13 protein-coding genes are annotated in these 14,618 nt (G+C 71.8%); 3 read left to right on the top strand and 10 right to left on the bottom strand.

The genetic code is table 11. From position 1 onward, the window contains the following. Positions 1 to 149: 149 nt before the first annotated feature. A complete protein-coding gene (locus AB0B29_RS28215) occupies positions 150 to 1,268 on the top strand; it encodes a tetratricopeptide repeat protein (protein ID WP_362244268.1) in 1,119 nt (372 codons plus the stop codon). On the opposite strand, the gene AB0B29_RS28210 is transcribed toward AB0B29_RS28215, so the two are convergent. Together AB0B29_RS28210 and AB0B29_RS28205 are read right to left on the bottom strand one after the other, a co-directional pair. Then, positions 1,162 to 2,772 (bottom strand): acyl-CoA carboxylase subunit beta, encoded by a 1,611-nt coding sequence (locus tag AB0B29_RS28210; protein ID WP_362244267.1) that lies wholly within the window; start codon positions 2,770 to 2,772, stop codon positions 1,162 to 1,164. The two genes, AB0B29_RS28215 and AB0B29_RS28210, sit on opposite strands and share 107 nt — an antisense overlap. Positions 2,773 to 2,831: 59 nt before the next feature. Further along, positions 2,832 to 3,830: an acyltransferase domain-containing protein gene (locus tag AB0B29_RS28205; protein WP_362244266.1), complete on the bottom strand. Its 999-nt coding sequence runs from the start codon at positions 3,828 to 3,830 to the stop codon at positions 2,832 to 2,834. A gap of 186 nt (positions 3,831 to 4,016) precedes the next feature. On the opposite strand from AB0B29_RS28205, the gene AB0B29_RS28200 reads away from it, so the two are divergent. After that, positions 4,017 to 5,060 carry a ketoacyl-ACP synthase III family protein gene (locus AB0B29_RS28200; protein ID WP_362244265.1) on the top strand — a complete coding sequence of 348 codons (1,044 nt, stop codon included), beginning with the start codon at positions 4,017 to 4,019 and terminating at the stop codon, positions 5,058 to 5,060. Between the two features lie 88 nt (positions 5,061 to 5,148). Here the strand turns inward: AB0B29_RS28200 and AB0B29_RS28195 are convergent, their stop codons facing one another. The 8 genes from AB0B29_RS28195 to AB0B29_RS28160 all read right to left on the bottom strand — a co-directional run bounded on the left by AB0B29_RS28195 (position 5,149) and on the right by AB0B29_RS28160 (position 13,612). Continuing rightward, the gene (locus AB0B29_RS28195) at positions 5,149 to 6,135 is read right to left on the bottom strand and encodes an aldo/keto reductase (RefSeq protein WP_362244264.1); all 987 of its coding nucleotides are present in this window, start codon (positions 6,133 to 6,135) and stop codon (positions 5,149 to 5,151) included. Between the two features lie 176 nt (positions 6,136 to 6,311). After that, positions 6,312 to 7,085, bottom strand: coding sequence for a cyclase family protein (locus AB0B29_RS28190; protein WP_362244263.1), 774 nt, complete (start codon positions 7,083 to 7,085; stop codon positions 6,312 to 6,314). After that, the gene (locus tag AB0B29_RS28185) at positions 7,082 to 8,335 is read right to left on the bottom strand and encodes an FAD-dependent monooxygenase (protein WP_362244262.1); all 1,254 of its coding nucleotides are present in this window, start codon (positions 8,333 to 8,335) and stop codon (positions 7,082 to 7,084) included. Before AB0B29_RS28185 ends, AB0B29_RS28190 begins: the two co-directional genes overlap by 4 nt. Positions 8,336 to 8,344: 9 nt before the next feature. Further along, entirely contained in the window at positions 8,345 to 9,139 is a 795-nt protein-coding gene (locus tag AB0B29_RS28180; RefSeq protein WP_362244261.1) for an SDR family oxidoreductase, read from the bottom strand. Between the two features lie 22 nt (positions 9,140 to 9,161). Beyond that, a complete protein-coding gene (locus AB0B29_RS28175) occupies positions 9,162 to 9,905 on the bottom strand; it encodes an SDR family NAD(P)-dependent oxidoreductase (RefSeq protein WP_362244260.1) in 744 nt (247 codons plus the stop codon). After that, positions 9,892 to 11,742 carry an AMP-binding protein gene (locus tag AB0B29_RS28170; protein WP_362244259.1) on the bottom strand — a complete coding sequence of 617 codons (1,851 nt, stop codon included), beginning with the start codon at positions 11,740 to 11,742 and terminating at the stop codon, positions 9,892 to 9,894. The genes AB0B29_RS28175 and AB0B29_RS28170 overlap by 14 nt, the downstream gene beginning before the upstream one ends. Beyond that, positions 11,735 to 12,775 carry an aromatase/cyclase gene (locus tag AB0B29_RS28165; RefSeq protein ID WP_362244258.1) on the bottom strand — a complete coding sequence of 347 codons (1,041 nt, stop codon included), beginning with the start codon at positions 12,773 to 12,775 and terminating at the stop codon, positions 11,735 to 11,737. The genes AB0B29_RS28170 and AB0B29_RS28165 overlap by 8 nt, the downstream gene beginning before the upstream one ends. 33 nt (positions 12,776 to 12,808) lie before the next feature. Continuing rightward, entirely contained in the window at positions 12,809 to 13,612 is an 804-nt protein-coding gene (locus tag AB0B29_RS28160) for an SDR family NAD(P)-dependent oxidoreductase (RefSeq protein WP_362244257.1), read from the bottom strand. 236 nt (positions 13,613 to 13,848) lie between these two features. Here AB0B29_RS28160 and AB0B29_RS28155 point away from each other — a divergent pair, with 236 nt between their 5' ends. Next, complete coding sequence (locus AB0B29_RS28155) at positions 13,849 to 14,523, top strand: O-methyltransferase (protein ID WP_362244256.1); 675 nt, start codon at positions 13,849 to 13,851, stop codon at positions 14,521 to 14,523. Positions 14,524 to 14,618: the final 95 nt, after the last annotated feature.

Genomic DNA, 14,618 nt, shown 5'->3' with positions numbered 1-14,618 from the left:
GTCGCGCCGACGCCCGCGCGCGCCACGTCGTCACGCGCCCCCGCCGAGGTCCTCATCGACCCGGTGGAGAAATCCATGCAGAACTGGTCGTTGGGCACCATGTCGCCGGGTCGGGAGGTGGCTACTCTGCGGTGGACAGGGGGGTGCAGATGGGCGAGCACGGAACCGATGCTCCTCGGCTGGTCTTCGCCGCGGAACTCACCCGGCTGCGTCGCCGACTGCCGGACATGTCGGACGAGGCCCTGGCCCGGCGGGCCGGCGCGGTGGTCCTGCCGTCCGGGCGCCGCGTCGCCGTCAACGCACGCCGGCTCGGCGAATGGACCAGCGGGCAGTCACGTCGGCGGGACGCCACGCTGCTTCGCCCGGACGTCCGGGTGATCCCCGTGGGCGTGTTCACCGCCGAGGAACACGTCGCCCTGTGTCGCGGCCTGTCGGGGGACGCGGAGGGCGCCCGCGAGGCCTACGCCGCTCTCGCCCTGGACCTGGAGCGCAGCCTCGGACCACGCCATCCGTCGACCCTCCGGGGCCTCGCCGACCTCAGCCGGTGGATCGGGGAGACAGGTGACGTGCGATCGGCCGTCGCCACCTACCGAAGGGCGGTGGACGGACTGATCGGCGTCCTGGCCCGACTGCACCACGACACCCTCGTCGCCCGGCACAACCTCGCCTACTGGCACGGGATGGCCGGAGACCACGGCCTGGCGGTCGAGCAGCTCGTCACGGCGGCCGACGACGCCGAACTCGCGCGGGGTCCCGAGCACCCCACCACCCTGACCCACCGCGCCAACCTGGCCTTCTGGCGCGGTGTGGCCGGAGAGACCGCAGCGGCGGTGGAACAACTCGAGCAGCTTCAGGAAGCCGTCGAGCGGGTCTTCGGCACCGATCACCCACGCTCGCTGCGCCTCCGGCGGCAGCGGGCCGAACTGCTGTACAGCGCCGGGGATCACACCACCGCGACGACCCGACTCAGGGATGTGCCGGCCGACATGGTCCGCGTCCAGGGAGCCCACCATCCACGCACCCGCGAGACCGGTCAGCTGCTGGCCGACTGGTCCGAGAGCGGGCCGGCGAGTTTCTGCTCGGCCAGGATCCGCTCGTCGTTGTCGGCGTACGTCACCATGCTCAGCACCGCGACGAAAACACCCAGCAGGAGCCAGGGCCTCACAACGGTGGGTTGCCGTGCTTACGAGGCGGCAGTTCCGCGTGCTTCGTACGGAGCATTGCCAGGGCGGAGACGAGCGCCTGCCGGGTGCCGACAGGATCGATGACGTCGTCCACCAGGCCGCGCTCCGCCGCGTAGTAGGGATGCATGAGTTCCGCCTTGTACTCCCCGACCAGCCGGGCACGCGTCGTCTCGGGATTCTCGGCCTGCGCGATCTGGCGCCGGAAGATGACGTTGGCGGCTCCTTCGGCGCCCATCACCGCGATCTCGTTGGTGGGCCAGGCGAAGGTCAGGTCGGCGCCGATGGACTGGGAGTTCATGACGATGTACGCGCCGCCGTACGCCTTGCGAAGGATCACCGAGATCCTCGGCACGGTGGCATCGCAGTAGGCATACAGCAATTTGGCGCCGTGCCGGATGATCCCGTCGTGCTCCTGCTCGACTCCGGGCAGGAAGCCAGGAACATCCAGCAGGGTGACCAGCGGAATATTGAAGGCGTCGCACATCTGAACAAATCGGGCCGCCTTCTCGGACGCCTTGATGTCCAGCACGCCCGCGAGGGACAGCGGCTGGTTCGCGACGATGCCGACCGTCTCGCCGGCCAGGCGGGACAGGACGCACAGGACGTTGGGGGCCCACCGCTCGTGGACCTCCAGCACCTCGCCGTCGTCGACCAGTTCGGAGATCACCTCACGCATGTCGTACGGCCGGTTCCCCTCTGCCGGCACCAGGTCCAGCAGAGCAGGTGACCGCCGGTCGGCCGGGTCGCCGGTGGCGGCCCGGGGCGGGCGCTCACGGTTGTTCTGCGGCAACAAGCTCAACAGGTAGCGGACCTCGGTGAGACAGGACTCCTCGTCGTCGAAGGCGAAGTGGCATACCCCGGACGTCCCCGCGTGCACGTCCGCGCCACCCAGGCCGTTCTGGGTGATCTGCTCGCCGGTGACAGCCTTCACGACGTCCGGGCCGGTGATGAACATCTGCGACGTGCCGCGCACCATGAACACGAAATCGGTCAGCGCCGGGCTGTAGGCCGCTCCCCCGGCGCACGGGCCGAGCATCACGCTGATCTGCGGAATCACACCCGAGGCCCGAGTGTTGCGGCGGAAGATGCCGCCGTACCCGGCGAGCGCCGAGACACCCTCCTGGATACGGGCGCCGGCCCCGTCGTTCAGCGACACCAACGGGGCGCCGGCGGCGAGCGCCATGTCCATGATCTTGTGAATCTTCTCCGCGTGTGCCTCGCCGAGCGCGCCGCCGAAGATGCGGAAGTCGTGGGCGTAGACGAAGACGGTCCGGCCCTCGACCTCGCCCCAGCCGGTGACGACCCCGTCCGTGTACGGTCGCTTCGACTCCAGGCCGAAACCTGTGGCCCGATGCCGGCGGAACGACTCCACCTCGTGGAAGGTCCCCGGATCCAGCAGCAGGTCGATCCGCTCACGGGCGGTCAGCTTCCCACGCGCGTGCTGGGCCTCGGTGGCCTTCTCCCCCGGCCCCGCGTGCACCCGGGTGCGCAGCGCGCCGAGTTCGGCGACCCGCTGCCGTACGTCCGGCACGAGTGGTGTCGTGGGCGCCGGCGCGAAGGCCGGGGCCGATGTCTCCGTGGTCGTCATCGCAGCCTCTCTACAGGGGGACCGGGCGGGAAACCCGGTCGGCCGGATACGCGAGCCGGTCAAGCGACGGAGGTCAGGACGGATCGCGCCGCGGCCAGACACTCGCGCGCTTCGGCCCGATCTGCCGGTCCGGAGGGCAGCAGCGGCAGCACCTGGCTGCGTCCGGCCAGCACGGCCGGGTGCCTGCGGGCGACGGCGGTCAGCCCCCGGCCGGGTCCGCACTCCACGAGGAGCCTGCCCGGGCCGCGCAGCAGATGGTCCAGCGCGGGCCAGAACCGGACCGGCGCGGCCGGATGGGAAGACCACCACGCCGGGTCGGCGGCCTGATCAGAGGTGAGCGGGGCGGCCGTATAGCCGGAGATCAGCGGGAGCGCGGGCGGCCGCGCCCGCACCGCGGCGAAGACCGGCTCGGCGTGGGCGGCGAGCGGCGCCAGCACCGGGCTGTGGAACGGCGTCGAGGACGGAACGGTCCTGCACACCAGGCCCTGCTTCCGCAACACGTCGGTGACCTCGCCCAGTTCCGGTTCCGGGCCGGCCAGCACCGTCTGACGGGGTGCGTTGTGCGCACCCACCACCACGTCGCCGCGCAGGTAGGGCGTGAGCGTGTCGGGAGCCGCCGCCACCGCGACCATCCCGCCGGCCGGCCCCTCGGCGAGCCGGGTCACCCGGTCCCACATCAGGCGGGCGGCGTCAGACACGGTGAACACGCCTGCCAGGACCGCTCCGGCCATCTCTCCGACGCTGTGGCCGAGCAGCGCGGCCAGGCGCACCCCCCACGACTCGACCATCCGCCCGAGGGCGTAGTCGATCGTGAACAGCAGGATCTGGGACCGGGTGACGTGGTCCACCGGTACCCGGGGCCGCTCCCCGAGCCAGTCGTCGCGCACCCTGCCGCCCTCTGTACCGAGTGCCGTGAACACAGCGTCCGCCGCACCGGTGAAGACCTCGTCGTGACCGTACAGGCCGGTGGCCATGCCGGGATGCTGGGCTCCCTGACCGGGCAGCAGCAGCGCCACGGGAAGCCGCTTCACCCGGTCGGCCGGTGCGGAGCTCGACATGGTTCCTCCTCCTGGCGCACCGCACCGAGCGGTCCGCCGCGCCGATCCTCGCGGCGCCCGCTGGAGATTCACTCGACCGTGGATCGAGGTCCTCCGAGTCCTCGAGTGGGCCTCCATCCACGGTCGAGAAGCGAGCTGGACGATCTGAGCGGCGCCCGTGGGTCCGGGGCCGGAGGGGAAGCGTCCATGAGGTGCGATCAGCTGTACATCGCCGGGCTCGGCAGTTGGCTGCCCCCCGCGGTCCCGGTGGCCGAGGCGGTGGCCCGGGGGGAGTGGGAGGCAGCGGCGGCCTCGCAGAGCGGCATGCGGTCGGTGACGGTCTGTGCGGACGACGGCGAGGCGCCCGCCGAGATGGCCGTGCGGGCCGCCGGCCGTGCGCTGGACCGGGCCCGTACGGACGGTTCGGAGGTTGGCCTGCTGCTGCACGCGAGCCTGTACGACCAGGGCAACGACCTGTGGGGCACTGCCTCCTACGTGCAGCGGCGGGCCTTGCGCGGCTGCTGTCCGGCACTGGAGGTTCGCCAGGTGTCGAACGGGGGCATGGCGGCGCTCTTCCTGGCGTCCGCCGTGCTGTCGTCCGGGCCCGCGCCGGGCCGCGGGCAGGCGCTGATCACCACGGCCGACCGGTTCTGCCCGCCGGGCTTCGACCGCTGGCACAGCGACCCGGGCACGGTCTACGCCGACGGCGGCACCGCGATGGTGCTGTCGGCGCGGGAGGGATTCGCCCGGGTGCGTTCACTGGTGATGGTCTCGGACCCGGAGCTGGAGGGGATGCACCGCGCCGGCGCCCCCTTCGGGGTGGCGCGGACCGCGCCACCGGGAGTGCTCGATCTGGAGGGGCACAAGAAGAGGTACGTCGCGGGGGCCGGGATGTCGTTCAGCGTGGCCCGGGTGACGGCCGGGCAGCGCGACGCGGTGAAGGAGGCCTTGGCGGACGCCGGGGAGAGCTCGGCCGACATCTCCCGATGGGTGCTGCCGCACTTCGGGCGCCGCCGCCTGGAGACCAACTGTCTGCGCCCGCTGGGGATCGACGCCGACCGCACCGCCTGGGAGTTCAGCAGCAGGGTGGGGCATCTGGGCGCCGGAGACCAGATCGCCGCTCTGGAGCACCTGGTGCTCTCCGGCGCTCTCGGGGTTGGGGAGCGGTGCGTGCTGATGGGCGTGGGAGCCGGTTTCACCTGGTCCTGCGCGGTGATCGAGATGATTCAGGCGCCGGGCTGGACGGTGTGAGGCCGCGTTGAGTGAACGGTCGGCGGCACGAGTGACGGAAGTGGGGCGGACACGGTTGTCCGCCCCACTTCCGGTGCTTGAGCGGGCGTCAGCTCTGGTCGATGGTCCGCATGAAGTGCGCGGGGTAGCGCAGCCCGGCCGTGGCGCCGACCGGGAAGAGGTCGGAGAGCCGGGTGACCTCCTCGTCGGTCAGCCTGATCTCGGTGGCCGAGACGTTCTGCTCCAGGTGGGCGATGCGCCGGGTGCCGGGGATCGGCACCACGTCACCGCCCTGCGCCAGCACCCAGGCAAGCGCCAGCTGGCTGGGGCTGACGCCCTTCTCCCCCGCCAGTTCCTCGACCGCGCGCACCATGGTGCGGTTGTGATCGAAGTTCTCGCTCTGGAACCGGGGGTGGTTGCGGCGCTGGTCGTCCTCGTCCAGGTCGTCGGCGCTGTCGAAGGCTCCGGTGAGGAAGCCGCGGCCGAGCGGGCTGTAGGCCACGAAGCCGGTGCCGAGTTCACGGCAGGTGGGCAGGATCTCCTCCTCCACGTGCCGTTCCCACAGCGAGTACTCGGTCTGCAACGCCGCGATCGGGTGGACCGCGTTGGCCCGCCGCAGGGTGCGCGCGGAGACCTCGCAGAGACCGATGTGCCGCACCTTGCCCTCGCTGACGAGTTCGGCAAGGGCGCCGACGGTCTCCTCGACGTCGACCTTCGGGTCCAGCCGAGCCAGGTAGTAGAGGTCGATGTGATCCAGGCCCATGCGCTGCAGGGAGGCTTCGCAGGCCTGGCGGACGTATTCGGGGCTGCCGTCGATGTAGGGCGGTCCCGCTGCGGGACGCCGCATGCCGAACTTGGTGGCGACCACGGCGTCGTCCCTGCGGCCGGCGATGGCCTGGGCCACTGTCTTCTCGGCGGTGCCCGGCCCGTAGAAGTCGGCCGTGTCGATCAGAGTGACTCCGAGATCCAGAGCCCGGCGGATGGTGGCAACGGCCCCGTCGGTGTCCGCCGCCCCGTACGCTCCCGCCATCCCCATGCTGCCGAGGCCGAGGGCCGAGACGCCGAGGCCTGCGGAACCGAGTTTCCTGTTCTCCATGAATGCCTTTCTGCTGCCCGTCCGTCGAGCAGTGCGAGGGAACCGGCGCAGGGTGCACGCCACAAACGCTGCGGGTCCGGGCCCGCACCGTTCGAAATATAGTCGACTAACTAAATGCCTGTCAGGTGATCGCGGAGCCGGCCCCCGGGACGTTCCACCGCGTGCCGGCCGGTGTCTCACTCCTCGATCAGTGCCACCACCCGCGACCAGCCCGCACCGGCCCCGGCGATCTTCACCGGCAGACAGCTGACGGTGAATCCGGTCGAGGACGGCAGGTCCTGCAGGTTGGCCAGCCGTTCGAGCTGGCAGTACTCCTCCCGACGCCCGGCGAAGTGGGCCGGCCACAGCACGTCCCGGTTCCCGGTGCGGTGGTACTCGCGGATGATGTGGGTGAAGGGCGCGTCGAGGCTGAACGCGTCGGTGCCGATGACCCGCACGCCCAGGCCGAGCAGAAGCCGGGTGGCCGGCCCGTCGAGCCCGGTGAACTCGGTGAAGTACTCGGGCTTGCCCAGGTGCTGGTCGGCGCCGGTGTACAGGAGGACGATGTCCAGCGGCCGCGGCCGTCGCCCCACACGCGCGAACTCGCGCTCCAGGTGCTCGACCCCGACGGCGCCCGTAGCGGCGTCACGCAGATCCAGCACCATGGCCGGCCGCACGAACCAGTCCAGCGGCATCTGGTCGATGGTCCGGGGGACGCGTCCGCCCTCCGCCGGGCCGTAGTGGGCGGGGGCGTCGACATGGGTGCCGGTGTGCGCCGTGAGCGTCAGGTAGTCGTTGGTGAGGAAGGCGCCGTCCGGGAAGACGTCCGGGTCGAGTTCCAGGCCGAAGTGCTCCTTCATCTCGTCGCGGACGTGCAGGGCCGCCTGGTGCGCGTCCAGCACCCGGTGCACGACCTCGTCCGGCTCCCAGAACGATGCGTCGATGGGCGAGGACAGATCGATGATTCTCATGCCTCGGCAGCCTCCCGTCGTGTCGGTTCCGCTTTTTCGAAGAGGTCCGAGCGCACGGTGATCGGCCGGGCCCCGAACGCGATGGCGCGCAGGATCTTGCCGTAGAGCGGGGTGTGCGCGAGGGCGCGGGCCGCCAACGGCCGCACCGCCCCGGCGATCCGGCCTCCGCCGCCGAGCATCGCCTTGCTCTGCCTGGCCTGCAGGGCGAAGACCTTCTCGATGTCCTTGCGGCGGGCGGGGACCCAGGCCGACAGCGCCTCCTTTCCGAAGTCGCCGGTCCGCAGTGCCGTCAGCAGGACGGGATGCAGCAGAACGGCGTCCTGTACCGCCAGATTGATGCCCTGGGCTCCGATCGGACTGTGTGTGTGGGCGCTGTCGCCGAGCAGGACGAGTCCGTCGGCGGTCCACTCCTCGGCATAGCCGGAGAAGACGTCGAGCAGGGTCAGGTCGGTGAGCTTCGTGACCCGTTCCAGGACTTGATCCGCGTACGCCGGGACCGCCCGCGCGATCCGTGTCCGCAGTCTCTCCACTCCTTCCTCGGCGATCCGCCGGTAGCCGTTGTGCGGCAGGGTCCAGCCAATCTGCACGCAGTCCGGGTAGGAGTCGTAGATGAGCACCGGATCGCCGGCGGTGCGGTGCACCCGCACCGAACGGTCCCGGCGGTCCCCGGCCGGCACCCGGAACCACAGGATGTCGTGGGCGAAGGCGTCCAGCCGATGCTGTCGGATTCCGGCCAGCTGCCGGGTCTTGGAGTACCGGCCGTCCGCGGCGACCGTGACCGGGGCGGCGATCCGGCGCCGTCGCTCGCCCTGGCCGCACACGATGCCGGTGACGGCGTTCCCGTCGCCGACCAGCTCCCGGATGCCGCAGCCCTCCAGGTAGGCGAAGCCGGGATGCCGGGAGCAGGCCTCGAACAGCTCCTTCAGCAGGTGCTGCTGGGGCAGGCTCAGCAGGAAGCCGTAGGGTGGCGGGAGGGTGCCGTAGTCGATATTCATGAGCAGGCGCTCGTTCTCCAGGAGCTGGAAGCGGCCCAGTTCGTAACCGCCGCGGGCGCGCGCACCGGCGAGGATGCCCAGGTCGTCCAGCAGCGTCATCGCGCCGGGCTGGAGGATCTCGCCCCGATACTCGCGCTCGAAGGAACGGGTGCGTTCCACGACCGTGACCCGGGCGCCCGAACGCAGCATCAGCAGGGCCAGCGTCAGACCCGCCGGGCCCGCGCCGACCACACAGACGTCGGTTTCGATGTCCATGCCCGCCCCTCAGGCCCGCAGGCCCAGGCCGCCGTCCGCCACCACTACCTGCCCCTGGATCCAGGCGGCCTCCGGCGCGCACAGCAGGGCGATCACATCGGCGACGTCCTCGGGGCGGGTGAGACGCCCGTTGGGGGTGCGGGACGCCAGCAGCCCGGCGATGGCCTTGTTGGATGTGTGCTCCCCCTTGTCGAGCAGATGGGTGGAGACGGCGTTCACGGTGATACCGAACGGTGCCAGGTCGACGGCGAGATAGCGCACCAGGTTCTCCAGCGCCGCCTTGGCGACTCCGGTGGCGAGGTAGTGGGGAATCACCTCGAACGCTCCGTTGCCGGAGACGGCGATGATCCGGCCGCCCTCAGGCATCAGTTTGGCGATCGTGCCCGCGCCGTGCAGGAGCGGGTTGAGGGCGAGGGCGATCTCGTCGAAGAGGGTGCCGACCTCCGGTGCCACCGGGAGCATCGGGTGCATGGTGGCGGCGTTGTGCACGAGGATGTCCAACTGCCCGTGCTCGTCCCGGATCCGGTCGAGCAGGCCCGCCAGGAACTCGGCCGAGCGGATGTCCCCCTTGACCGCTGTGGTGCTTCCCGGCAGATCCGCCGCCGCCTCGACGGCCTCGGCGGCGGCCGCGTCGTCGGTGGCGTAGTTGAGGTAGACATGGCAGCCGCCTGCGCGCAGCCGGTGGGCGACGGCCCGGCCGAGTCCGCGGGAGGCTCCGGTGACCAGCGCGATCCGGCCTGCCGGGAAGAGGCACGGGGCCGGGTCGGCGTTGTCCGGGGTGTCGTGCGGGGGATGCTCGCTCATGTGCGGAACCGCCTTCGCTTGGTCATGGCCGGCCGCCGTTGACCACCTGGACGTGGCCGTTGACGGGGGTGGACAGGTCGGAGGCGAGCGCGAGGACGCAGCCCGCCACTTCATCGGAGGTGGTGGGGACGATGCCGGGACCGAGTGGCCCGGTGTGCGTGACCCCGGGCCTCTGCACAGGGCCGGGGGCGACGCAGTTGACCCGCACCCCCTCGCCCGCCAGATCGTGCGCCAGGGCCAGGGTCAGACCGGCCACCCCCGCCTTCACCGCGCACAGATGGGCGGCGGCCGGCCGGCCGCGGACCCCGGCGAGCGAGGACAACAGCACCACCTGAGACCGCCCGGCCGCGGCCAGGAACGGAAGCACGGTGGTGACGAGGCGGAAGACCGCGACCAGGTCGGAGTCCAGCAGCGCGCGGAACTCCTCGGCGGTGAGCGCAGCGGCCGGCCGGGGTCGTCCGTCATAACCGGTGACGCAGTTGACGAGGACGTCCAGCCGGTCCACCCCGGCCGCGTCGAGTCCCGCACGCAGCGCTTCGGGGCCGTCCGGCACGGTGAGGTCGGCGGTCACCGCATGCGCCTGGACGCCGTGTTCGGCAGTGATCCGGTCGGCGAAAGCGCGTGCCACCTTCTCGTCGCGGCCGTGCACCACGACGTCGGCGCCCACCGCGGCGAAGGCGCGCACCACCGCGCCGCCGACCAGTCCGGTCGCCCCGGCCACCAGCACCCGGGCGCCGGCCAGGCCCAGCGGGTCAGCCGCGTTCAACGTGCGACACCACGCTGTGCAGCTGCGGCGTGGCCTTGGCGACCCCCGCGAGGTCCCGGATGTGCTCCTGGAAGCCCTCGGACTGCACGACCTGCATGTGAGCCGCCGCGTCCGCCCAGCGCGCGATGTTGGTGTAGACGTTCGGGTTGGTCAGTGAGCGGATCAGGGTGTGGTCGATGAACCCGGGCTGCTTGCGCATGTACACCGAGCTGGCCTCGAAGACCTTTTCGAACTCCTCGGGCGCCGAGGTCAGGATGAACTCGTTGATCAGGATCACCATCGGGGAACCTCCGTCGAGTCGTGCGTGGAAGGAAGCCCGCAGCTCGCGCCGCGGGATCTTGCCGTTGGGGGTACGGGGAAGCCGAGCGACGACCTCGTGACTGCGGATCTGCTTGTAGTAGGGCAAGCGGGCGTTGAGCCGGCCCAGGATCCGCTCGGCCTCTCCGGGGCGGTCCGGTTCGGTGAGGACGAGCAGGGCATGGGCGACCGCGCCGGACACCGGGTGCGGCCGGTCGAGTACGACGCTGTCGGCGACCGCCGTGTCCTCGGCGAGGGCGGCCTCTATCTCGGTGGGCGAGACGAGCCAGTTGTCGCACTTGAAGACGTCCTTGATGCGGTCGGTGAGGTACAGCCTGCCGTCGGCGTCGATCCGGCCGACGTCACCGGTGGCGAGCCAGCCGTCGGCGTCGACTGCCGGGCCGTGCCCCGCGTCGAGGTAGCCGCGCATCACCTGAGGACCTCGGACCTGGATCTCCCCGTTCTCGCCGGGCGGCAGCGGCCCTCGTCCGTCCAGGGACACCACCCGGTGCTCGGTCCCCTCGACCGGGGTGCCGACCGAGCCGGGACGATGGTGGCCGGGCCGGTCGAAGTGGGTCAGGGGCGAGGTCTCGGCCAGCCCGTAACCCTGGACCACGGGGACGCCGAAATGCCGGGAGAGCCTGTCGGCCAGAGCGGGCGCGAGTGCGGAACCGCCGGAGGCGATCATCCGGGCGTCCGGCAACCGCAGTTCGGGCAGCCGGGGATGAGCGGCCAGCCGGGTCAGCCGGGCGGGCAGCGAGTACACGTGACTGGCTGCGTGCGCGCGGGCCTGTTCGATCGCCTCCACCGGATCGGGTGCGGGCACCAGGACCTGGGTCGCTCCGGCGGCGAGCGCCGAGTTCATGTGCATGGGGTGATAGCTGGGAAAGTGCACGAGGGTGACCGAGGCGCTGTCCAGACCGTGCGCCCGGGCGGTCTGCACCGCGTTGACCGTCACGTTGCGGTGGCTGAGTACGACGGCCTTGGGCATCCCCGTGGTGCCGCTGGTGAAGTGCAGCGCGGCCGGATCGTCCGGGTCCCCGCGGTGTTCGGGTGTTCCGGGACCGGCGGCGTCGAGCAGGTCCGCGAAACGCGGCGCCCCCTGACCGGCCTCCCCCGGGTCCTCGCCGAGAACCCCGATCAGCTCCAGCCCGGGCAGCCCGCCTCCTACCCGGCTCAGCCGCGCGTGGAGGTCGGCGCCGACCAGCGCGGCCCGCGCGCCCGACGCCTCCAGCACGTACTGCAGTTGCTGTTCGCGCAGCAGCGGGACCATCGGAAGAGCCAGGTTCCCGCTGCGCACGGCGCCGTGGTAGGCGATCACCACGTCGGGGTGCAGATCCGCCCCGATCGCGATGACCGCGTTCCCCGCGCCGAACCGCTCCCGCAGCAGCGCGGCGCACCGGTCCACCGCCGCGTCGAGTTCCGCGTATGTGACGGTACGGCCGCCGAGGACGAGTGCGGGGTGGTCGCCCGACCGTCGGGCTGCGGCCCGCAGCAGCAGATCGGCACGGGCCGGGAGCCCGTCCAGGAGGTCAGGCACCGGGCATCCCCTCCACGAAGGCCTTGGCCTGCCGCAGCGTCGCCGAGCTGTTGCGGCTCAGCGCGTCCTGGACGAAGGCCCGGGCCTGCTCCTCGGTGGCGGCGGCTCCCAGCACCCTGCCGATGGCGTCCGTCTCCAGTACGACGGTGTGCTCGGCGGTGGCCGTGACGCCCTCGTCGTCCTCCGTCAGCAGCCAGCTGCCGGTGTGCACGCGCAGCAGGGCCGGGGTGAGGAGCTGCTTGTAGTGGATGCTGTGGGGCGCCGCGCAGACCCGGACCGACCTGGTGGTGTGGGACGAGCCGTCGGCGGTCCGGGTGTCCATCTCCAGAATCTGCACGCCGGGCAGATCCTCGGTGAGCTCCACCCGGGCGACGTGCGGGAGCCGCTCCACCCAGTGCTCGGCGCGGTCCAGGAAGGCGTGGACCGCGGCCGCGGTGCCGTCGATGTGCAGGCTGTCACGGAAGGTGAAGCCGGTCTCCCGGCCGGTTGCGGCGTCCGAGGCCGCCTCGGCCAGTGCGGCCAGCTCTGCGCGGCTGTTGCTGTCGACCGCCTTCTCCAGCCAGGCGAGCGTCTCGGTGTCGTCGCCGACCGCGGCGTAGGAGTGGGTGAGGACCACCTCGCTGCCGCCGGGCGCCGCGCGCACGATCCACTCCCCGCCCATGGCCGAGATCGGTGCCACCGGGCGGTCCTGACCGAAGGCGATGCGATGCCGCACCGGGTCGACCACCCGGCGGGACGTCCAGGTGCGCACCCCGCCGTTGGCGGTCGCCCACAGCTGCAGCCGTTCCGGGCCGCCGTCGTCCGGTGCCCGCTCCAGGAAGCGGGCGTGCACGGTGGGCGGGAAGATCAGCGGCCACCGCTCGACATCGGCGAGCAGGGCGAAGACGACCGCCGGAGCGGCTGGTACGGCGACTGTGTGCGCCACGTCGACGCTGGAGGGGTCACCGGGCCGCTCGCCCGGCGTGCGCCGAGAAGGGCCGACGACGACGTCCGGGGCGGGGGCGGTGAGGGTTCGGGGCGTGCTCTGGGACACGGTGTACACCTTCCGAAGGGGGCGGCGGGCGGGTCAGTAGTTGCCGAGGCCGCCGCAGACGTTGAGCGCCTGCGCGGTGACCGCGTCCGCGGCCGGCGAGGCGAGGTAGCCGACCATGGCGGCCACCTCCTCGGGGGTGGTGTAGCGGCCGAGTGGGATCTTGGCCTCGAAGCGCTCGCGGATCTGTTCCTCGCCGGTGTTCCACGCCTCGGCGTAGGCCCGGCGCACCCGCTCGGCCATGGGCGTCTCCACGTAACCGGGGCAGACCGCGTTGACGGTGATTCCGGAGGCGGCGAGTTCCAGTCCCAGGGCCTTGGTCAGGCCGACCACGCCGGCCTTGGAGGCGGAGTACGGGGCGGCCAGGACGACGCCCTGCTTGCCCCCGGTGGAGGCGATGTTGACGACGCGTCCTCGCGGTCGGCCGAGCATCCCGCCGGCTGACAGGACCTCCCGGGTCACCAGGAAGACGCTGTTGAGGTTGGTGTCGACGACGTCGTACCAGATCTCGTCGGGGAGTTCGGCGGTGACGCCGCCGCCGTTGCGGCCGGCGTTGTTGACCAGGACGTCGATCGGTCCGTACGCCTCGACGGCTGCGGCGACCAGCGCCGTCACCTCCGCGCGGGAGCGCACGTCACACGTCGTTCCGTCGGCCTCGTAACCCTGGGCACGCAGTTCCTTGACGGTCGCGGCGACGTTCTCCGCGGAACGGGCGCACAGGAAGACCCGTAGTCCGCCGGCGGCCAGGGCGCGGGCGACCGCGAGCCCGATTCCGCTGGTGGCGCCGGTGATCAGGGCCGTACGCCGGTCCGCCGGGGTGCTGGTATCGCTGGCAGGCATCTCGCTCCTCGTTCCTGGCCGCTGCGCGGCGTCCTCGGGGGGGATGTGCCGGTGCGTGGGGCCGGTGCCCGGCGTCGCCAGCGAGGCTGCCGCGAGCCGGTCGAGGCCCGCTCGAACACGGGTGGAGCGCTGTCGCGGACGTGGACTGGTTTTCAAGCGCCTCTCCAGCGGCCGCTCCTAGGTTGTCCACGTCCTGGCGTCCGCCGGGGCCAGGGGGACGCGATGAAGGAGTGGGGATGGAGTTTCCTGCCGACCAGCCGATGCGGGTGCAGGCGACCCAGGAGGTCGTCGACTACGTGGTCGCCAGCGGCATCGCACCGCTGCCCGCCCACCACGACCTGGTGGTGCGCACCGAAAAGGAGACCGGCGACAAGGCCGGCATGCGGATCGCGCCCGAACAGGGCGCCCTGATAACCCTGTTGACCCGGCTGACGGGTGCCCGGCGGGCGATCGAGGTGGGCACCTTCACCGGGTACTCCTCGCTGTCGATCGCTCGCGCCCTGCCCGCCGACGGACATCTGCTGTGCTGCGACACCAGCGAGGAGTGGACGCGCATCGCCCGGGACGGGTGGGAGTCGGCCGGACTGGCCGACCGGATCGAGCTGCGTATCGGCCCCGCCCTGGAGACCCTGCGGTCCCTGCCGCGCGAGGAGAGCGTCGACTTCTCCTTCGTGGACGCCGACAAGACCGGCTACGCCGCCTACTTCGAGGAGTTGGTGGTCCGGACCCGGCCGGGCGGTCTGATCGTCTTCGACAACGTCCTGTACGGCGGCCGTGTGCTCGGTGACGAACCGGTGACCGGCAACGCCGCAGCGCTGCGGGAGTTCAACCCCGCGCTCGCGTCCGACCCGCGGGTCGAGGTGGTGATGCTGCCTCTCGCCGACGGCCTGACCATCGCCCGCAAACGCTGACCCCCTGACCGCCGCCGTGCCCTCCGTGCGGCGGCCCACCATGCCGGGCCCCGCCTCGGGCCCGCACGCGGGCCTCGGCGGCCTACAGCTCGGCC

It is taken from the genome of Streptomyces tibetensis (assembly GCF_040647715.1).
GTDB lineage: Bacteria > Actinomycetota > Actinomycetes > Streptomycetales > Streptomycetaceae > Streptomyces > Streptomyces tibetensis_A.
The sequence above is the reverse complement of the archived record's forward strand: the minus strand, read 5'-3'. Positions and strand labels throughout refer to the sequence as shown.